Annotated in this window: 16 protein-coding genes and 2 tRNA genes; 8 read left to right on the forward strand and 10 right to left on the reverse strand. The window is 58.7% G+C overall.

The features are described 5' to 3' along the window. Positions 1–61: 61 nt before the first annotated feature. Positions 62–136, forward strand: a tRNA-Asn gene (locus ABWV79_RS01560). Between the two features lie 129 nt (positions 137–265). Further along, positions 266–340, forward strand: a tRNA-Asn gene (locus tag ABWV79_RS01565). Between the two features lie 20 nt (positions 341–360). Here the strand turns inward: ABWV79_RS01565 and ABWV79_RS01570 are convergent. The 4 genes from ABWV79_RS01570 to zwf all read right to left on the reverse strand — a co-directional run bounded on the left by ABWV79_RS01570 (position 361) and on the right by zwf (position 5,858). Further along, on the reverse strand, positions 361–1,980 hold the full coding sequence (locus ABWV79_RS01570; RefSeq protein WP_353390000.1) for a long-chain-fatty-acid--CoA ligase: 1,620 nt from the start codon (positions 1,978–1,980) through the stop codon (positions 361–363). Between the two features lie 149 nt (positions 1,981–2,129). After that, positions 2,130–3,737 (reverse strand): glucose-6-phosphate isomerase, encoded by a 1,608-nt coding sequence (pgi, locus tag ABWV79_RS01575; RefSeq protein WP_353390003.1) that lies wholly within the window; start codon positions 3,735–3,737, stop codon positions 2,130–2,132. A 4-nt stretch (positions 3,738–3,741) separates the two neighbouring features. Next, positions 3,742–4,413 (reverse strand): 6-phosphogluconolactonase, encoded by a 672-nt coding sequence (gene pgl, locus ABWV79_RS01580; protein WP_353390006.1) that lies wholly within the window; start codon positions 4,411–4,413, stop codon positions 3,742–3,744. Beyond that, positions 4,410–5,858 (reverse strand): glucose-6-phosphate dehydrogenase, encoded by a 1,449-nt coding sequence (zwf, locus tag ABWV79_RS01585; RefSeq protein ID WP_353390009.1) that lies wholly within the window; start codon positions 5,856–5,858, stop codon positions 4,410–4,412. The genes pgl and zwf overlap by 4 nt, the downstream gene beginning before the upstream one ends. Positions 5,859–6,021: 163 nt before the next feature. On the opposite strand from zwf, the gene ABWV79_RS01590 reads away from it, so the two are divergent. After that, on the forward strand, positions 6,022–6,975 hold the full coding sequence (locus ABWV79_RS01590; protein WP_353390012.1) for a radical SAM protein: 954 nt from the start codon (positions 6,022–6,024) through the stop codon (positions 6,973–6,975). Here the strand turns inward: ABWV79_RS01590 and ABWV79_RS01595 are convergent. Continuing rightward, on the reverse strand, positions 6,972–7,637 hold the full coding sequence (locus ABWV79_RS01595) for a lipid-binding SYLF domain-containing protein (RefSeq protein ID WP_170354312.1): 666 nt from the start codon (positions 7,635–7,637) through the stop codon (positions 6,972–6,974). The two genes, ABWV79_RS01590 and ABWV79_RS01595, sit on opposite strands and share 4 nt — an antisense overlap. Before the next feature lie 159 nt (positions 7,638–7,796). Between ABWV79_RS01595 and ABWV79_RS01600 the strand changes: the two genes are divergently transcribed. Beyond that, positions 7,797–9,341 (forward strand): caspase family protein, encoded by a 1,545-nt coding sequence (locus tag ABWV79_RS01600; RefSeq protein WP_353390015.1) that lies wholly within the window; start codon positions 7,797–7,799, stop codon positions 9,339–9,341. A 4-nt stretch (positions 9,342–9,345) separates the two neighbouring features. Here ABWV79_RS01600 and ABWV79_RS01605 read toward each other — a convergent pair whose 3' ends face one another. Beyond that, complete coding sequence (locus ABWV79_RS01605; protein ID WP_353390018.1) at positions 9,346–9,615, reverse strand: usg protein; 270 nt, start codon at positions 9,613–9,615, stop codon at positions 9,346–9,348. Between the two features lie 194 nt (positions 9,616–9,809). On the opposite strand from ABWV79_RS01605, the gene gyrA reads away from it, so the two are divergent. Next, positions 9,810–12,545 (forward strand): DNA gyrase subunit A, encoded by a 2,736-nt coding sequence (gene gyrA / locus ABWV79_RS01610; RefSeq protein ID WP_353390021.1) that lies wholly within the window; start codon positions 9,810–9,812, stop codon positions 12,543–12,545. A 186-nt stretch (positions 12,546–12,731) separates the two neighbouring features. On the opposite strand, the gene ABWV79_RS01615 is transcribed toward gyrA, so the two are convergent. The 4 genes from ABWV79_RS01615 to ABWV79_RS01630 all read right to left on the reverse strand — a co-directional run bounded on the left by ABWV79_RS01615 (position 12,732) and on the right by ABWV79_RS01630 (position 17,484). Beyond that, positions 12,732–13,985 carry a DsbA family protein gene (locus ABWV79_RS01615; protein ID WP_353390024.1) on the reverse strand — a complete coding sequence of 418 codons (1,254 nt, stop codon included), beginning with the start codon at positions 13,983–13,985 and terminating at the stop codon, positions 12,732–12,734. Positions 13,986–14,064: 79 nt separating this feature from the next. Next, positions 14,065–15,534: a carboxypeptidase M32 gene (locus tag ABWV79_RS01620; RefSeq protein WP_353390027.1), complete on the reverse strand. Its 1,470-nt coding sequence runs from the start codon at positions 15,532–15,534 to the stop codon at positions 14,065–14,067. Between the two features lies 1 nt (position 15,535). After that, a complete protein-coding gene (gene ctaA, locus ABWV79_RS01625; RefSeq protein ID WP_353390030.1) occupies positions 15,536–16,681 on the reverse strand; it encodes a heme A synthase in 1,146 nt (381 codons plus the stop codon). A gap of 59 nt (positions 16,682–16,740) precedes the next feature. Continuing rightward, positions 16,741–17,484, reverse strand: coding sequence for an RNA methyltransferase (locus ABWV79_RS01630; RefSeq protein ID WP_353390033.1), 744 nt, complete (start codon positions 17,482–17,484; stop codon positions 16,741–16,743). Positions 17,485–17,637: 153 nt separating this feature from the next. On the opposite strand from ABWV79_RS01630, the gene ABWV79_RS01635 reads away from it, so the two are divergent. From ABWV79_RS01635 to ABWV79_RS01645, 3 genes are read left to right on the forward strand one after another with little or no spacing between them, the layout of a single operon-like run. Further along, positions 17,638–18,255 (forward strand): thiamine phosphate synthase, encoded by a 618-nt coding sequence (locus ABWV79_RS01635; RefSeq protein ID WP_170354320.1) that lies wholly within the window; start codon positions 17,638–17,640, stop codon positions 18,253–18,255. 45 nt (positions 18,256–18,300) lie between these two features. After that, a complete protein-coding gene (locus tag ABWV79_RS01640; protein ID WP_170354321.1) occupies positions 18,301–19,194 on the forward strand; it encodes a PfkB family carbohydrate kinase in 894 nt (297 codons plus the stop codon). Beyond that, positions 19,191–20,096, forward strand: coding sequence for a pseudouridine-5'-phosphate glycosidase (locus tag ABWV79_RS01645; protein ID WP_353390037.1), 906 nt, complete (start codon positions 19,191–19,193; stop codon positions 20,094–20,096). The genes ABWV79_RS01640 and ABWV79_RS01645 overlap by 4 nt, the downstream gene beginning before the upstream one ends. Positions 20,097–20,141 lie beyond the last annotated feature (45 nt).

Below are 20,141 nucleotides of genomic sequence, written 5' to 3' on the forward strand. Positions count from 1 at the left end.
CGCTATTTCGGGTCGTTCCCCTCTGGACGGCAATTTTCGGGGTTGTTATACGGCCCTCAGTTCCGGCGTAGCTCAGCGGTAGAGCAGTTGACTGTTAATCAATTGGTCGTAGGTTCGATCCCTACCGCCGGAGCCAAATCCCCTTCGAAGGCACACTGATTTGGCATGAAACGATCGTCGTCCTGCGGTCGAATTTTTTTCGTCAAAAAACTTCCCTCTCCCCTCTGGACGGCAGAGATTGTGATTGTTATACGGCGCGAACCGTTCCGGCGTAGCTCAGCGGTAGAGCAGTTGACTGTTAATCAATTGGTCGTAGGTTCGATCCCTACCGCCGGAGCCATTCTCTCTAGTTCTACAGACCTAAGCTGTCAGTGCGTTTTCGAAATCTGCGCGCAGATTGCGTTTAAGCACCTTTCCCGTCGCGTTCAGCGGCAGTGCATCCACAAAGACCACCTTGTCCGGCACCTGCCATTTGGCAATCTTACCGTCAAAAAACGCCAACAGCTCATCTTCACTCGGGTCTTGGCCTTCAGCCTTGACCGCAACAAGTAAAGGACGTTCATCCCATTTCGGGTGGGGAACGCCGATGACGGCAGCCGTAGCCAGTTTGGGATGAGCCACGGCGATGTTTTCCAGCTCAACCGAACTGATCCACTCGCCACCTGACTTGATGATGTCTTTGGATCGGTCCCGAATGGTCATGTAACCGTCTGGGTCCAGCGTGGCGACATCGCCAGTGGCAAACCAACCATCCTGCAGCAGATCATCATCCTGCATCTGGAAATAGTTATCCAAAACCCAATGGCCGCGCACCATCAGGTCACCTTGCGTTTCTCCATCATTTGGAAGTTCGTTCCCGTCATCGTCCACGATCTTCAGTTCGACCCCATAGCACGGGCGTCCCTGGCTTTCGCGCAGTTTGTGTTGTTCTTCGATTGGCAGGTTACCATGCTTTGCCAAGGGATAATTCGCGGTTCCGAGCGGGCTCATTTCGCTCATGCCCCAAGCATGAACCGTATCCACACCATAGGTTTCGCGGAATGTCTCAATCATCGACGGTGGGCACGCGGCGCCGCCGATCACAGTACGTTCAAGGCTGTCCAACTTGCTGCCCGATTTCTGTGCATAGGCCAACAAGCCCTGCCAGATCGTCGGAACCCCCATAGCAAGCGTCACACCATAAGCGTCGATCAGCTTGACCAATGCTTCACCGTGCAGATCCGGCCCGGGCAGAACCATGCGAGACCCCGACATGGCGCAAGCATAGGGTGAGCCCCACGCGTTCACATGGAACATCGGCACTACAGGCATGACCACATCCATCGCCGAATACCCGATCACGTCGCGCGTGTTTGAACCAAAGCTATGCAGCACAGTCGAGCGATGGGAATACAGCACCCCTTTGGGGTTTCCGGTCGTGCCAGAGGTGTAACACAGGCTGGATGCGGTGTTTTCGTCAAAACTCGGCCATTCGAAGCCCGCGTCGCCTGTCTCGATCAGCTCGTCATAAAACTGAACACCGGGGACTTGGGCAATCACATCCTCGTTTCGCGGTCCCATCAGAACAAAGTGTTCGACCTCGGTCAAATGGTCCTTCAACGCCGCGACCAGAGGAATAAAGGTCGCGTCGAAGAACAGCACACGGTCCTGCGCGTGGTTGATGATGTAAGTCAGCTGTTCAGGGAAAAGGCGGGGGTTGATCGTATGACAGACAAACCCGGCACCAGAGGTTCCATAATAGATTTCTAGATGCCGACGATTGTTCCACGCCAAGGTTCCGATCCGCGCTTGAGGGTCTAGCCCCAATGCCGTCAGCGCCGACGCCAGCTTGCGCGCGTTCGTGGACACTTGTGACCAGTTGCTTTCGGTCACCGACCCGTCTGTCTCGACCGAGATGATCTCGGTTTGGCCGTGGTACCGATCCGCGTGCACAATGAGCGACGAGATCAGCAGCGGCTGCGTCATCATTTGTCCTAGCATGGACATCCTCCCTTTATTGATACCGCTTCTTGTCGGCGGCATCACATATTAGCTCGGCCAGTTGAAAGACCAAGTGATTGGGAAAACCCTGCCAAGCAATCCATTGCCTTACAACATGTTTATGCGCCCGCACGGCGGCAAGTAGAGGGTTACTCAGCCCGGTGTCGCAACGCGTATTCGACCAATGCGGCAGTCGAACCATCTTTTCCAGCGGTGTCTTCCTCTCCGTCCACGATCGGACCCAGCGAGGTCGCAAGCTCTTTACCCAGTTCGACACCCCATTGATCGAACGAGTTGATACCCAGCAGAACACCTTCAACAAAGACGCGGTGTTCATAAAGCGCAATGATCTGACCCAGAACAAAGGGTGTAAGCTGCGGATAGATCAATGTGGTCGACGGACGATTACCGGGAAAGACACGGTGGCGCGCCTGACGTTCTAGCTCGGCCCCGTCCAGCCCCTTGGCGGCCATCCGGCTTCGTGCCTCTTCCAGTGACCGGCCCCGCATTAACGCCTCGGATTGCGCCAGACAGTTGGACAGCAACAAGCGATGATGATGGGCCAATTCAGGCTCGTGTCCTTGGGCTGCGACCATGAACTCGCACGGGATCACGTCGGTGCCTTGGTGGATCAGTTGGTAAAAGGCATGCTGACCGTTGGTTCCGGGTTCCCCCCAGACCACAGGCCCCGAGGGTACATCCAAGGTTGAACCATCCATCGCGACGGATTTGCCGTTCGACTCCATCTCAAGCTGTTGGAAATAGGCGGGCAGACGCAGAAGACGTTGATCATAGGGCAAAACCGCTCGGCTGGCTTGCCCCTGCACTTGCCGATGCCATATACCCACAAGGGCTAGCATCACCGGCATATTCTCGATCCATTCGGCGGCTCGGAAATGAACGTCCATCGACTGAGCGCCGCGCAGGAATGCGTCAAACGCGTTCGATCCCACAGCGATCATCACCGGCAAGCCCACCGGTCCCCAAACCGAGTACCGCCCGCCAACCCAGTCGGCAAACCCAAACACGCGCTCTTCGGGAATGCCAAAGGCCCGGGTTTTGTCCATGGCGCTTGAGACGGCAGCGAATTGGCGTGCCGGATCGCCGCCCCCCTCGGACATCCAAGCCCGTGCCGTACGGGCATTGGTCATGGTTTCGATCGTTGTGAAGGTTTTCGAGGCAACAATCACCAGAGTACGCGTCGGGTCCAGCTGGCGCAGAATATCTGCGATGTGCGCCCCATCCACATTGGATACATAGTGTACCCGAGGGCCGTCGTGATACGGCGACAGCGCATGCGTCGCCATCACCGGCCCCAAATCGGACCCGCCAATGCCGATATTCACCACATCGGTAAAACTGCCCCCTGCCCCAGCATAGGTTCCCCCACGCACTTCTTCAGCAAAGACCCGCATCCGTTGCAGAGTGTCCAGAACGTCGGGCATGACATCCAGCCCGTCGACCTCGACCGGGCCACCGTCGAGGTTACGCAGCGCTGTATGCAAAACCGCGCGGCCTTCGGTTTCGTTGATCTTAGCGCCCGAGAACATGGCATCACGACGATCAGCCAGATTCGATTGGTCGCAAAGACCGATCAGAGCTGTGCGAATGTCGGCGTCAATCTGGGTCTTGGAATAGTCGAACAACAAATCACCAGTCGAGGCTGAAAACGCCTGCGCCCGGTCGGGGTGCTGATCGAACAGCTGCAGAATGGTCTTTGTTTCGCCCGACAGACTCTTGAGATCATCCAGTTTCATCGCCTCACTCCGCCCAATGAACTGTCATACCGCTGAGAACAGCGCCAATCGGTGCCTCTTCCGGCGGCAAGGCCATCGCCTTGTTCAAAGCGTCGCGCTTGGCCGCGCCGAAAATAACCAGATGCTTGGACAGCGCTCCGTCCAGTACGGGTGCCGTCAGCGAAATGCGTGCTTCGGGCTGGGTCTGTGTACGCGCAACGGCCAGCGGTGGTGCGTGACCGTCCAAGGCAGCGGCAAGCCCCTCCATCCCCGGAAACAGCGAGGCAGTGTGCATGTCCTCGCCCATGCCCAGAACCAGGACAGACAAGGGCAGAACCGGGGAGATAAGGCTTTCGATCTCGGGCAGAACTGCGTCCGGGTCTTTACCTTCGACATACAGGGGAACATATTGCGCGACCGAAGCGCGATTTGTCAGCAAGCGTTGACGGATCAGTCGTTCATTCGAACGCTCGCTGTCACCGGGGACGCAGCGTTCATCGGTGGGCAGGATGCGAACGCGGTCCCACTCCAGATCAGCGGCGCACAATCCGTCAAAGATCGGCCCCGGCGTGGTGCCGCCGGGCACCGCGAACGAGACCATGTCATGGTGCAGCAAGGCGGCCTCAAGCTCTCCGGCCAACGCGTTGGCAACGTCGATAGCCAGCATGTCCCGGTCGGGGTATTCCTGAATTTTCATGGGTTTATTCCTTGCCAGCGGCGACCGTCTCGTTTCATCAGCAGCTCGGCGTCGCCCGGACCTGTGCTGCCACTATCATATGGTTTCGGCACATCGCCGCGCGCCTGCCAACCCGCAATAACCGGATCGGTCCAGGCCCATGCGGCCTCGACCTCATCGCCGCGCATGAACAGGGTCTGGTTGCCGCGTATGACGTCCATCACCAACCGCTCGTACGCGTCGGGTGGGTCCTGATTTTCCGGCCCCAATGCCTCGGCAAAACTCATGTCCAGCGGCACGTCGACCAAACGCATACCGCCCGGCCCCGGCTCTTTGATCGTCACCTTCAAGGTAATGCCTTCGTTTGGTTGCAACCGGATTGACAAGACATTCGCGTGCCGGCCGGCGTCAGCGCCAAAGATCGAGTGCGGCGCGTCCTTGAACATTACGTTGATCACCGAAGACCGCGCGACCAACCGCTTGCCGGTGCGCAAATAGAATGGAGTGCCCGCCCATCGCCAATTGCTGACATGCGCCTTCAGCGCCACGTAGCTTTCCGTGGTCGAGCGCGGATTGCCTACGATTTGGCGATACCCGGTATCTTCATCCTCGAACTGGCCGCGAACGATATGGTGCGGCTCGACCGGGTCCAGAGCGCGGATCACCTTGAGTTTTTCGTCCCGCACGGCGTCGGGGTCAAACTTCGCCGGAGGCTCCATCGCGATCAGGCACAACAGCTGCATCAGGTGGTTCTGCATCATGTCACGCATCGCACCCGCGCGATCGTAATACTCTTCGCGCCCGTCAATCCCGACGGACTCGGCCACCGTTATCTGGATGTGATCGACATATTGACTGTTCCAGAGCGGTTCGAACAGCATGTTCCCAAAGCGCACGGCCATCAGGTTCTGGACCGTCTCTTTTCCAAGATAGTGATCGATCCGGTAAATCTGTTTTTCCGAGAAATAAGCGGCCAAAGTCGCGTTCAGCGCCTGAGCACTGGCCAGATCATGGCCAAAAGGCTTTTCCACCACGATCCGCGTCAATGGTGAAATCAGGTCATGAGCCTCGATCCTCTCGGCCAAGGGTCCGAACAGGTTTGGCCCTACTGAAAAGTAGAACGCCCGGACCCGCTCGGGTTTGAGCTTGTCCGCCAATTGCACCCACCCATCATTTGACGAACCGTCAAGCGAGACATAATCGATACGCTGCAAAAATGCCTCCAACGCAGCACCGTTTTTGCACTGCTTTGCAGCGAATTTCAAAAGCGATTCGCGGACGGCTTTACGAAACGAAACGCTGTCATAATTGGTCCGCGCAGCCCCGATGAGTTGCGCGCCCTCGGCCCATTGCCCGGCGCAAAACCGGCGAAACAGCGCCGGCAGGATCTTGCGCTGCGCAAGATCACCGGTTCCGCCAAATATGACCAGGTCGAACGGATCAACAGGGATAACACGAGAAACCATGTGTTTTCCTTACCTTGCCCTCTGGGTTATGTCCAATGTTAGCGCAACCATCGGGGCCATTGTCCTCATCTTCAAAACTTTGTCAGGTCGTTGATGTCGCACTTAACGAACCCATATCAAACAGCTAATTCAGTGACATGACTTCAAAGAACCGGATACCGGAATGAAAGACAACGCCCCAAGCAGCGCCAATATCGGCAAATTTCAGGACAAGTTGGTAACGGCGGACGGGCAAGCCCGTGCGACGGTGGCGTTGAAGAACCCCGAAACGTTGTGGTTCAACACTGGTACCTTGTGCAACATCGAATGCCAGAACTGCTATATCCTCAGCAGCCCGACCAATGACGCACTGGTCTATATCACTGCTGACGAAGTGCGCGACTATCTGGACCAGATCGAACAGCGAAACTGGCCCATACGCGAGATCGGCTTTACCGGCGGCGAGCCGTTCATGAACCCCGAGATGATCGACATGACCCGCGCCGCTCTTGAACGCGGTTATGAGGTTTTGATTCTGACCAATGCGATGCTGCCAATGATGCGCCGGAAGATGCGCGACGGACTGCTGGCGTTGCAGCAGGATTATGGGGATAAGCTGACCCTTCGGATTTCCGTCGACCACTACAACCCTGCCCTGCATGATGAAGAGCGCGGCAAAGGCAGCTTTGCCAAGACGGTAACCGGAATGGAGTGGTTGCGCGACAACGGGTTTCAGATGGCAGTTGCCGGTCGTACCGTGTGGGGCGACAGTGATGCTGACAGCCGGGCCGGATATGCGTCATTCTTCCAGCAACACGGTTTTGACATTGACGCGCAGAACCCGGCTCAAACCGTTCTGTTCCCCGAAATGGATGAAACCATCGAAGTACCCGAGATCACAACAGCTTGTTGGGGCATTCTGGACAAATCCCCCGAAGCCGTCATGTGTTCAAATGCGCGGATGGTCGTGAAACGCAAAGGCGCGGAAAAGCCCGCGGTTCTGGCCTGCACCTTGTTGGCGTATGAGCCCGAGTTCGAAATAGGGTCCACTCTGGCCGAAGCCGAAGCGGACGTGCATCTGAACCATCCTCATTGCGCCAAGTTTTGCGTGTTGGGTGGTGCGAGCTGTTCAGGCTAGTTCAGTTCAGGAGACTTCCAGTATTTAGTTCCCGAAGCCCCTGCGGACACGCGCCAGCCTTTTTTACTGAGCACAAAGAATGACCGCCCATCGGTAAAACGCAGGGTATCGCCCTCTTTTTCGTAGCCGTGCATGGCTTCGGCTTCTGCAGTTGCATCGTATCCTTGGTCGATAAACTTGTCCAAATCTGCCTGAGTTTCGAACAGGATCACATATTTCGTTTCAAATCCGCCAATGCCAAGCGCAGCCCCTACACCGCCCGTGCCCATGTTCATGTAGGTGTGCTCGCCCGTTTCTTTCGAAACGGCCACCCCACGCCCGTAACCTGCGGCAACCGGGAATACAGTGATTTTACGGGAATCAAACACAGCATACCCTGCGCTTACGTCATATAGCGCCTGAGCCTGTGGGTTTTCGACCATGAGCTGGTTCAAGATCTGGCTGGCCATAGCGTCCAACTTGGCACGCGTTTCTTCCGGTGTGGCCTCGTTTGACAAAAGTTCAGTGGTCGAATCTACGGTATCACCGACCGCATCGACACCTTTGCCGACAGTTTGCCCGACCTTCTCGGCCCCTTTTTTCAGGTTTCCCATTATGCCGTCCGCCAAAACCGGACTGCCCAACATGGTCGCGACTGCGATCACGAAACTTAACCTGTTCATCTGCTCCTCCTCGAACGGTCACTCTTTAAAACAGATCATAAGCAAACACGCTTCAAAATCTACGATCCATGCCTGACAAGGCAATGTAATCGAAGTCACTGACCTTTTCACTGCTACACGCTATGTTTTCCGCAGGTCGACTTATGAAAGGTAGCCCGGATGAAATGGTTTTGGATCGTTTGGTTTGCGGTCATTGGCATGCCCTTGTTCGCGCAAGAGCGTCTGGCCCTCGTCATCGGAAATGACAGCTACGATACAGTGGTCGATTTGCAAAAGGCCGTAGCCGATGCCGAGGCAGTGTCGGAAAAACTGCAAGGTTTGGGCTTTCAGACGATCACCGGCCTCAACCTTGATCGTCGCGGCATGAATCAGCGCATTTCAGAATTCACATCTCGACTGGATGCGGGCGATACCGCGTTTGTTTTCTTCGCAGGACATGGCGTCGAAATCGACGGAGAGAATTATCTGCTGCCGACCGACATTGTAACCCCCACGTCCGGCGAGACCGGCTTTGTAAAAGCCGAGTCCATAGCCCTGTCGAGCCTGTTGGATCGTGTGCGTGCCACTGGTGCGCGGACCTCTATTGCGATCATCGATGCATGCCGCGACAACCCTTTTGAAACGACGAATGGGCGCAGCATCGGCGGAACACGTGGTCTTGGTCGGATCAACACACCGCAAGGGATGTTCGTGATTTTCTCGGCTGGCGCTGGCCAGATGGCCCTGGACCGGCTGAGCGATGAGGACGCGGCCCAAAACTCGGTGTTCACCCGCGCCCTGCTGCCGCGACTGTCAGAACCCGGGCTGGAATTGCGCAGTATGGTCGCCGACCTGCGCACCGAAGTGCGCGACCTTTCCCAAACCGTTCAGCATAACCAAGTCCCTGCGTATTATGACGAATTGCTGGGTGATTTCTATTTCACACCCGCCGCTCTGGAAACCACGGAAGTCGCAGCGGCACCCGCAACGGATATTCGCGCCGATCTGAGCATTGCGCGGTCCGTCGGCACGATTGCCGCTTTCGACACGTTTCTTGAAAACTACTCGGATCAATCTGATGACTATTCCTATCAAGTTGCACTGCAACTCCGAGAGGTTTTGGTCAGCTCAGATACCTTAACGCAGACCGATGACACTGTTCCCTTCGACAATGAGCTGCCAGTTGTTTCCGATGACATTAAGGTCATGCGCGAAACACAAGCTGCATTGAACAGGCTTGGATGTAGCGCCGGTGGAGCGGACGGAATCGCAGGCCCCAGAACCCGACGCGCTTTTGCCAACTATCTGTCCGCCAGTGGCTCGGAACTGGGCGCTGATGATCTGGGCACGAAACACGCGCTAGAGGAGCTTGACGCAAAAAGCGGAACGGTTTGCAAAGCCGTGGCCTCTGCCCGAACACCGACAGCACCGGCTGTGACCCTGACCGGAAGCTGGCAATACAAAGCGACCTGCGCCTTGGTCATCAAGGTTACGGGATCAATCAATTATGCCAACGCGGGCGGGAATAAGTTTACCGGAAGCCTCACTGATTCATTGGGACAGAACGCCAACACTGTGGTCTTTCTGAACGATCAGCAACTCAGCGGGACAGATTACTTCCCGGGCATAACGGTGACTTGGCGTGGACGCCTGTCCGAAGATGGCAACAGCTTTACAGGCAGCGGTTCAACCGGCTGCTCAGTCTATGCATGGCGGGTCGGCTGATCCGCTAGTTTACTCGAAACTCACCCACCATGTTGCGCCATTCGCCCGGCGCGATCATCTTGCGATGCGTATAGCGCACGGAATGCAGCGGGCCGTCTATCTCGCGCTGCCAGAATTCGATGAAATCGAACAGATTCGGATGGTCCGGGGCAAGATCGTAATCCTGCCAGATGAACGTGTTAAGGACGTGGATATAGTCGGGCATGTGGTAGAAGAATTCCGCCGTTGTCAGCCCGTACCCTTTCAGCATCAATTCGGTTTCGCTTTGCGTCATTCAGACCTCCAAGTTTATTGCAAGGTCTCTTTAGGGTAGCACGGAAACCACCTAATACTTGGATAACAATATGTTACCCAACTGTTACCCTGGCTTTTTCGGCGGAAATGATCAGCTTGCTTGCACCTTATGTGCCGGGTCTGATAGAGTGCATCCACAAGATATAGACCCAAGCTAAAGATCGGGCAGTTTACGTGAGCGATACGCCAGAAACCCCAGAAAACATGGATGAAACCCCGCCCGAGCGCTCCGTTTATGACGGTCCGACGGTGTCTATCGAATCCGAGATGCGCACGTCCTATCTGGATTATGCCATGTCGGTCATCGTCAGCCGCGCGATCCCTGATCTGCGCGACGGGCTGAAACCGGTGCACCGGCGGATTCTGTATGCGATGCACGAAACCGGCAACACGCATGACAAGGCCTATCGCAAATCGGCCCGTCCGGTCGGCGATGTGATGGGTAAATACCACCCGCACGGTGACAGCGCGATTTATGACGCGCTGGTGCGGATGGCGCAGGATTTCTCGATGTCGCTGCCACTGCTTGACGGTCAGGGCAACTTTGGCTCGATGGACGGCGATAACCCGGCGGCCATGCGATATACCGAAGTGCGGATGGACAAGCCCGCCGCCTCTCTGCTGGCCGATATCGAAAAAGAGACGGTCGATTTTCAGGACAACTACGACGGTAAGGATAAGGAGCCGACCGTCCTGCCTGCCCGGTTTCCGAACATGCTGGTAAATGGTGCTGGCGGTATCGCTGTTGGTATGGCGACGAATATCCCTCCACACAATCTGGGCGAAGTGGTCGATGCCACGCTGGCGCTGATCGACGATCCGGACCTGACGTCGGAGCAACTGATCGAATACGTCCCCGGCCCGGATTTTCCGACCGGCGGCGTCATGTTGGGCCGCTCGGGTGCACGCAAAGCCTATCTGGAAGGCCGTGGCAGCGTCATCATCCGCGCGAAAACGCGCGTGGAAGAGTTGCGCAAGGACCGCTACGCCATCGTCGTGGACGAGATTCCCTATCAGGTGAACAAAGCCTCGATGATAGAAAAGATCGCCGAAGCGGTGCGCGAAAAACGCATCGAAGGCGTGGCCCATGTGCAGGACGAATCCGACCGCAACGGCGTGCGCGTGGTCGTTGAACTGAAGCGCGATGCGACGCCTGAGGTGGTGCTGAACCAGCTTTATCGCTTCTCACCGATGCAAACCTCGTTCGGCTGCAACATGCTGGCCCTGAACGGTGGCCGGCCCGAGCAACTGACCCTGCGCCGTTTCCTGACCTCGTTCATCGACTTCCGCGAAGACGTCGTCGCCCGCCGCACCGCCTATGACCTGCGCAAAGCGCGCGAACGTAGCCATATCCTGTGTGGTCTGGCCGTGGCCGTCTCGAACGTGGACGAAGTGGTTGCCACCATCCGTTCGTCGGCAGACGCAGCTGAGGCGCGCGAGAAACTGATGACCCGCCGCTGGCCTGCGGCCGAGATCGAAGGCTATCTGCGCCTGATCGACGATCCTCTGTCCAAGATGAACGACGATGGCACCTACAACCTGACCGAGGTTCAGGCCCGCGCCATTCTGGAACTGCGCCTGCAACGCCTGACCCAACTGGGCGTTAAAGAGGTCACGGACGAGCTGGAACAACTGGCCGCCAAAATCAAGGAATACCTTGACATTCTGTCCTCGCGCGAACGGATCATGTCGATCATCGGCGATGAGCTGCGTGAAGTGCGCGATCAGTTCGCCGTTCCCCGCCGCACCGAGATCGTCGACTGGTCCGGCGACATGGAAGACGAAGACCTGATCGAACGTGAAGACATGGTCGTGACCGTCACCTCGGGCGGTTATATCAAGCGTACCCCGCTTGCCGATTTCCGGGCGCAAAAGCGTGGCGGCAAGGGCTTGTCGGGAATGCAGACCAAGGAAGAGGACGTGGTCACCACCCTCTTCGTGGCCAACACCCATACGCAGCTGCTGTTCTTTACCACCGACGGCATGGTCTACAAGCTGAAGACTTGGCGTCTGCCGCAATCGGGCCGCACTGGCAAGGGCAAGGCGATCGTCAATATCCTGCCAATCCCGACCGGAGTCTCCATTGCGGCGATCATGCCGGTGGATGTGCCGGATGAGGAATGGGAAAACCTGCAGATCATGTTCGCCACCAGCGCGGGCACTGTGCGGCGCAACCGTCTGTCGGATTTCACCAACGTAAAGCGCAATGGCAAGATCGCCATGAAGTTCGAGGACGAGCACGCCGACACTAAGCTGATCAACGCGCGCATCTGTTCCGAAGATGACGACGTGATGCTGGTTACCAAATCCGGCCGCGCAATCCGCTTCCCGTCCACGGATGTGCGGGTGTTCAACAGCCGATCGTCGGTTGGTGTACGCGGTGTGCGCCTGAATGGCGAGGATGAGGTCGTGTCGATGTCGATCATCCGTCACTTCGACGCCAGTTCGGACGAGCGCGCGGCTTACCTTAAGATGCGCCGCCTGATGGCCGGTGTCACCGATGAGGCCGAGAGCGATGAGGATGAAGGCAACGCCGACAGCGTGCTGCCGCAGGAACGTTACGCCGAAATGTCGGCCGCCGAAAACTTGATCCTGACGATCACGAAGGGCGGTGCAGGCAAGCTGAGTTCCAGCCACGATTACCCCGTGCGCGGGCGTGGCGGCATGGGCGTTGCGGCGATGGACAAAGCCATGCGCGGCGGAGAGCTTGTGGCCTCGTTCCCGGTCGAGATCGACGATCAGATCATGCTGGCCACCTCCAAGGGGCAGTCGATCAGGGTTCCGGTCGACGGCATTTCCTTCCGGTCGCGCAGCGCGGGCGGCGTGCGGGTGTTCAACACCGGGAAAGGCGAAGAGGTCGTTAGCGTCGCATGGATCGCAGATCAGGGTGACGAAGAAGCCGAGGAATAGGCAAAGCTGCTAACAACAAATCCGGCCCCGCACCTTTTGCTGCGGGGCTTTTTTTCTGAATGAGAAACTTGGTGTTGTGGCTGAATGTACTGAGGAATTACCTCAACCTGGAAACGCTTGGGGGCGGCCTGCGCGATCATGTTCTGGGCAATTTATAGCGCCTTTCCAATCCCTTCGGCCGTGAAACTAAGCCTTGCCACGCAACAGGTCTGCCAGAACCCATAGCCGATCCTGGCCCCATACGCTTTGACCCGCGAGGTGAAAACTAGGAACCCCCCAAAGACCTATTTGCTGCAGTCTGGCCTGGTTGGCTTCAACCCTGTCGCGCCAGTGCGAGGATTCAATCTGCTCCCTCGCCGCGTTCCAATCCAGGCCGGCAGCCGTGACAATATAGGCCAGCCCAGCATCGGTGCTGGCATCCATCCCCTTGGACCAGACCGCCGTCATGAAGGCCGAGCAATACTCGGCCAGCCGCCCTTGGGCCTCGGCATGGTCCAACAAAGCGTATCCACGTTCGACCCCCGCACCCAACGGGTCGCTGATGCGGCCAAACGGGATGCCCAGCCGTCGCGCCTCGCGGGCGCAATCCTTGAGAATGTATGAGGATTTGGCACTCGGAACCGGAAGCCCCCGCATCAGCATCGGCAACACGGGTCGAAGGATCAGTTTCGCATTCGATCGGGACGTCAGATCCCGGACGCGATCAAATGCGAGGTAGGAATAAGGGCTGCGGAAAGAAAAGAAGAACTCCAGTTCCTGTCCCGCAGCATCGAGCGTGGGTTCGCTGACCGCGGGCACGATAAACGGGTTTGCTTGCCCCAGCCCAAGCGTCTCAAGCCGAGTTTCCAAATAGGCGAGCCGGTCTGGCCCCCAATAGCATTCACCACCATAGGAAACCGTACCACCCAGATAATGCCCCGCGGCCTGCAACGCCCGATCGCCATCTGCACGCGCCTGTATCGGATCAGCCTGCGGCCCATCGGGTATGTCCTTGGCTGACCAAAGCATTTGGCTAATCTGCGAAGCCGCTTTGACAAAATCTGCCCCGTTCAGCTCGGCTGCAAGCAGCCGCTCGGCCAGATCAAATGCCGGACCTTCAGGCGAAATATTTCCCGGCGCATTCAAACCTAGTCGTTTTGCCCATCTCACAGAATCCAGCAAGGCGTTGTGCCTATATTGTTCTGGCGCAGGCAGGATATCTGATGCCGGGCGGGACATGAGATGCGGTTCGATCCGCACGTCATATTTGTCGCGAAGTTGGCCAAGAAGTTGCACACTCAGGTGACAATAAGGATCGCTCACGTCGTGGAAGTATTGAACGACATGAGGTGTGCGGCTTAGCCGTCGACGTGTTTCCCGCACCGTTCGGCGTGCGCTTTGAAATCCCTCGCTTGTCAGGACGACGGCAGCGTGCGATTTGACTTTATTTCTGAACGACATGCGCTCCTCCCAGAACATATCCGGGATAGTTTATCGGTTGAGTCGGGAATTCCCATGCCTCAACACAAGAACGTAAGGGTTACAGCGCGTAAAGCTGGCCGAATTTGGCTTCGAGATAGTCCAGAAAAGGACCGGCCTGGGGCTCGATCCCGCTGGCGCGTTGTATGGTTTCGCGTGGGGCATACAGCCCTCCGTGGCGTTGCAGGTTCTCGCGCAGCCAACCGGTCGCGGCGGACGTGTCGCCCTGCGCCAATTGCGCGTCCAGATCGGGCAGCGCCGCGCGCAGGGCTTGATACAGACACCCGGCATAGACATTGCCCAGCGAATAGGTTGGGAAATAGCCAAACAGCCCCACTGACCAGTGCACGTCCTGCAAACACCCGTTCGACGGCTTGTCGACCGCATAACCGAAATCGGCCTTGAAACGGTCATTCCACGCGGCTTCCAGATCGCTGACCTGCAGGTCTCCGGCCATCAAGGCGCGTTCCAGATCAAAGCGCAGCATGATATGCAGGTTATATTGCACCTCATCGGCTTCGGTCCGGATATAGCCGTTATGGACACCATTGACGGTTGCATAAAATGCGTCGGCGTCGCTGATCCCGAAATCGCCAAACGCCGCTGTCATCTGATCGAATAGCCAGCCGGTAAAGGCGCGGGAGCGGCCCAACTGGTTTTCATAAATCCGACTTTGGCTTTCATGCACACCCATCGATACCCCACTGCCCAGCAGGGTCAGCGCATAAGCTTGGTCGATGCTTTGCTCATAAGCGGCATGGCCGACCTCATGAATAGTCGAGTAGAAGCAGTTGAACGGGTCGGTTTCGCTGGTGCGGGTGGTGATCCGCACATCCAACCCACTGCCCGAGCTGAACGGATGCACCGCCTTGTCCACGCGGCCCGTGTTCAGATCATAGCCAAAAGTGGTCGCCAGTTTCTGCGACAGGCGCATCTGGGTCAGTTCGTCAAAAGCGCCGGTCAGGGCTTGCGGCGCGGGGCGATCCAGAACAGCAGCTCGCAGGGCCACTAGACGCGGGCGCATCTGGTCGAATATCTCGGCAATCTGGCTGCCGGTTGTGTAGGGCTCATAATCCTCCACCATGGCGTCATAGACGTCACCGCCTTGCGCCAGCGCCGCACCCTCTTCGCGTTTCAGGGCGACGACCTCCTGCAGCACGGGCAGGAACGCGGCCACGTCTTCGTCCGCACGGGCCTGCGCCCATGTGCCCTGCGCAGCGGATGTGACACGCGCAATCGCCTTGGCCAAATCAGCGGGAACTTTGACCGTGCGCTCATAGGATCGGCGGATTTCTCGGATCTGCGCCTTGCCAGCTTCATCTTGCGGGTCGGCCTGATCCAGCCATTCAGCCACGCGCGGGTCGGATCGGCGCGCGTGCAGGACCGCTTCGATGGCGGCCATTTCCTCGGCCCGTTGCGGGGCGGCCCCGCGCGGCATCACGGTTTCCTGATCCCAGCCCAGCCGCCCGGCAATCTGCCCCAAAGCCGAGGTTTCCCGTTGAAAGGCCATCAGGTCGTCAAAGGCGGTCATGTCACGCTCCGCGGATCGAGGTTGCGATTGGGTAAGCGGTCAGGAAACGCGCGCGCAGGATCAGGGTCCAGACGACCACGGCCATGAACTGATGGAAGATAGCGATCTGCCACGGCGCGGCATAAACCACGGTCACAATCCCAATCACCACTTGCAGGGCCAGCGCTGCAAAGGCCGCGTTGAAGGCAAACCGTGTTTGCGGATGCGCGCTGGTGCCGCCGTGCCGCCAGACGATGACGCCGAAGATCAGCAGCAAATAGCCCGCGCAACGGTGAATGAACTGCACCAGACCAGGACTTTCGAAGAAGTTGCGCCACATCGGCTCCAGCATCGTGGCATCGGGCGGCAAAAGCTGCCCGCCGATAAAAGGCCAGTCGGTGTAGGACCGCCCCGCATCGATCCCGGCCACCAGTGCACCGATCAGAATTTGCAGGAAGGCGAAATGCATCAGGCCGGTCGAGAGAGAGAACAGTTTCGCCTCTTTCGCGCGGCGGGCCTGCATCAGGTCACGCTCCTCGCGTCCCAGTTCAAAGATGTACCATGCAAGGAACCCGAGGATGACAAAAGCCAGCCCCAGATGAGTGGCCAGGCGATAGCTGGCGACGGCAGTCATCCCCTCGCCCTGCGTCACGCCTGAGGCAACCATCCACCATCCGACAGCGCCCTGTGCCCCGCCCAAGACACCGGGGATCAACAGCTTACCAGTCCAACCCGTCGGGATTTTCCGCGCGGCCAAGAAACCAAAGAACCCGATGGCCCAGACCAGACCAATCACGCGACCCAACTGGCGGTGGCCCCATTCCCACCAATAGATGAATTTGAAATCATCCAGCTCCATCCACTGGTTCTGGATGCGCCACTGGTCGATTTCCTTGTACTTGTCGAACTCGGATTGCCAGTCGGCTTCGGACATCGGCGGGATGGCCCCGGTGATCGGACGCCACTCGGTGATCGACAACCCGCTATCGGTCAGGCGCGTCAGCCCACCCACAGCGATCATGATCACGACCAGCGCAAACAGCATCATCAGCCACGCCCGGATCGCCTTACGCGCGCCACCTCGGCCACGGTCGATCATACCGGTCTGAACCGCCTCTTGTTTTTGGTCGCCCGAGACCTCTTCGAAGATGCTGCGCTTGCCGCTCATGCTGTCCTCATGTCCTTGTTTTGTCGCACGCTAGGGTGAAGCGGAAGATAGGTCCAGCCTTAGCCCTTGTCCTTCCAGCGGACCATCTGCCGCATGATCCCGTGCAGCATCTGCACATCGGCCCGCGTCATCCGCATACGCGACCACAGGTTGCGCAGGTTGGTCTTCATCCCTTCGGCCTTTTCGGGCGGGTAGAAAAACCCCGCCTCTTCCAGCCGGTCTTCGTAGTGTTCGACCAGCTTTTCGACCTCGATCCCCGTGGCCCAGTCACCCTTGCCCAGATCGGTGGCCTCATGCACCACATCGGCGCTTTGGCGCATCCACTCATAGGCAGTCAGCAGCACACATTGCCCGAGGTTAAGCGAGGCATATTCGGGGTTCACCGGGACCGAGATGATGGCATTGGCTTTGGCGATATCTTCATTCTCAAGCCCCGCGCGCTCGGGGCCGAACAGCACGGCAACCTTTTCGCCCGCCGCGACCTTTTCGGCGGCCATCTGCATGGCGCGTTCCGGGCTGTAGACTGGCTTGGTCAACCCGCGCTGACGTGCCGTGGTGGCGAAGACGAAGGTGCTGTCAGCCAGTGCCCCAGCCAGATCATCAAACAGCTGCGCCTCATCCAACAACCGCCCCGCCCCGCTGGACATCGCCACCGCCTTGGGGTTCGGCCACCCGTCACGCGGAGCCACGATCCGCATCCGGTCCAACCCGAAATTCCACATCGCCCGCGCGGCAGCACCGATGTTTTCGCCCATCTGAGGGCGCACGAGCACAAAGGAAGGCTGGGATTTGTCGCTGGGCATGGCTGTCTCCGAAAGTTCCGCCTGCTGTAATCGGCACATTGGCGCAGGGCAAGCCGTCCGGGCGGCCAATTGCGCCAATATCCGGCATAAAAGTTTGCTTCCCCGGCGCAATCCGCTAAACCGCGCCAAAGACTGAAAGCGAAGGACGCGCCAATGGACACCCCCGAGCAGCCGCAGATTTACCTGATCACCCCGCCCACGATCACCCTAAGCACCTTCCCCGAGCAGCTGGGCCGCGTGCTGGACAGTTCTGACATCGCCTGTATCCGCCTCGCCTTGGCGGGTAGCGACGAAGACACTATCGCCCGCGCCGCCGATGCCTGCCGCGAGGTCGCCCATGCGCGGGATGTGGCGATCGTGATCTCGAACCACGTGCTGCTGGCGCAGCGGCTAGGGCTGGACGGGGTGCATCTGGATGACGGTGCGCGATCCGTCCGGGCAGCACGTAAAGAACTGGGCGCGGATGCCATCGTCGGCAGCTTTTGCGCAGCCTCCAGCCATGATGGTATGACCGCGGGCGAGAACGGCGCGGATTACGTCGCATTTGGCCCGGTTGGCGCATCGGCCTTGGGCGATGGCACAATCGCAGAAAAAGACCTGTTCCAGTGGTGGTCCGAGATGATCGAAGTGCCGGTTGTGGCCGAAGGCGGCCTAACCCCAGACCTGATCCGCGCGCTGTCGCCGCATACCGATTTCTTCGGCATCGGCGATGAGATCTGGTCGCAGGACGATCCGGTCGCCGCATTGAAGGCGCTGACCGACGCGATGTGAGCGTTAACCCTTGCACCCGCCGTGACGCTGCGGCATGACACGGGCATGACTCAGACTAGCGAAATACTGTGTATCGGCTCGGTCCTTTGGGACGTGATCGGGCGGTCTGCCAGCGCCATGCGGCAGGGGTCAGACGTGCCGGGGCGGATCACCCGCCTGCCCGGCGGCGTGGCCATGAACATCGCCATGACACTGGTGCGGTTCGGTATGACGCCTACACTGCTGACCGCAATTGGCCGCGACCCTGAAGGCGACGAACTGGTCAATGCCTGCGCGCGGCTGGGCATGGTCACGGATCACGTCTACCGCTCGCAGGATTTGCCGACCGACCGCTATATGGCGGTCGAAGGGGCCAACGGGCTGATCGCCGCCATTGCGGATGCCCATTCGTTAGAGGCCGCAGGGGCCAAAATCCTGCGCCCACTAATGCACGGACCGTTGGGCTACGAGAACACACCGTTCGAAGGCCCCATCGCATTGGATGGCAACCTGACGCTAACTTTGCTGGAAGAAATCGCCCAAAGCCCGGCCTTCGCAAAAGCCGATCTGCGCGTTGCCCCTGCCTCACCCGGTAAGGCCGAGCGCCTGTTGCCCTTCCTCAAACACGCCCGCGCGACGCTCTACGTGAACCTCGAAGAGGCAGGGCTCCTGTGTCAGCGTGAGTTCACCGATTCCGAATCCGCCGCCAAAGGTCTCCTGGATCGCGGCGCGCTGCGGGTGCTGGTCACGGATGGCGGCAACTCGGCCACCGTGGGCACCGCAGACGAGATTCTGACCCAAACACCCCCGTCCGTTCTGGTGACACGCGTGACCGGCGCGGGTGACACTTTCATGGCGGCGCATATCGCGTCCGAGGCCGCAGGGGCCGCCCCCGACGCTGCCCTGACCCGTGCCTTGCACGCCGCCGCCACTTACGTTTCCGGAGAAACCCCACTGTGATCGACATCCACTACTCGGCCGAGGTCCGCGCCGCCAAAGACGCAGGCCAGCCCATCGTTGCGCTGGAAAGCACCATCATAACCCACGGGATGCCCTACCCTCAGAACATCGAGGTCGCGGCACAGGTGGAACAGGATATCCGCGACGCAGGTGCGGTTCCGGCAACGATTGCAGTCATCGACGGCGTGCTGAACGTCGGGCTGGAAGCGGATCAGCTCAAAGCGCTTGGTCAGGCGCAAGGTGTCGCCAAAATCTCGCGCGCGGACATGGCGGCCTGCATCTCGACCGGCGGGACCGGAGCCACCACCGTCGCCGCGACAATGATCGCTGCGCATTACGCTGGAATTCAGGTCTTTGCCACCGGCGGGATCGGCGGCGTGCATCAAGGGGCCGAAACCTCATTCGATATTTCAGCGGACCTGCATGAGTTGGCTCAAACCCCTGTGACTGTTGTGGCCGCCGGTGCAAAAGCCATACTCGATCTGGCCAAAACGCTTGAGGTTCTTGAAACGCTGGGCGTTCCGGTCATCTCGCATGGACAGGACGAATTCCCTGCCTTCTGGTCCGCCAAATCCCCGTATGCGGCACCATTGCGCATGGACACAGCCGAAGCTATCGCCAAGGCCCACGCCACTCGCCGCGCCCTCGGGCTTCCCGGCGGGCAACTTGTGGCCAACCCGATCCCCGGCGCAGATCAAATCCCGGCCGAGGAATTGGCCCCAATCATCGCCTCGGCCCAAGCAGACGCCGACGCGCATCGGATCACAGGCAAAGGCGTCACCCCTTACTTGTTGCAGCGCATCTACGAACAGACCGAGGGGCGTTCGCTGACCGCAAACATCGCATTGGTCAGAAATAACGCAAAATTGGCCGCCGGAATCGCACGCGCCCTGTCCGAGTGAGCAAAGCTATTGTACCAAGGCCCCGGACTGCTTAACTAAATCGGC

The organism is Ruegeria sp. HU-ET01832 (genome assembly GCF_040371315.1).
GTDB classification, from domain to species: domain Bacteria; phylum Pseudomonadota; class Alphaproteobacteria; order Rhodobacterales; family Rhodobacteraceae; genus Ruegeria; species Ruegeria lacuscaerulensis_A.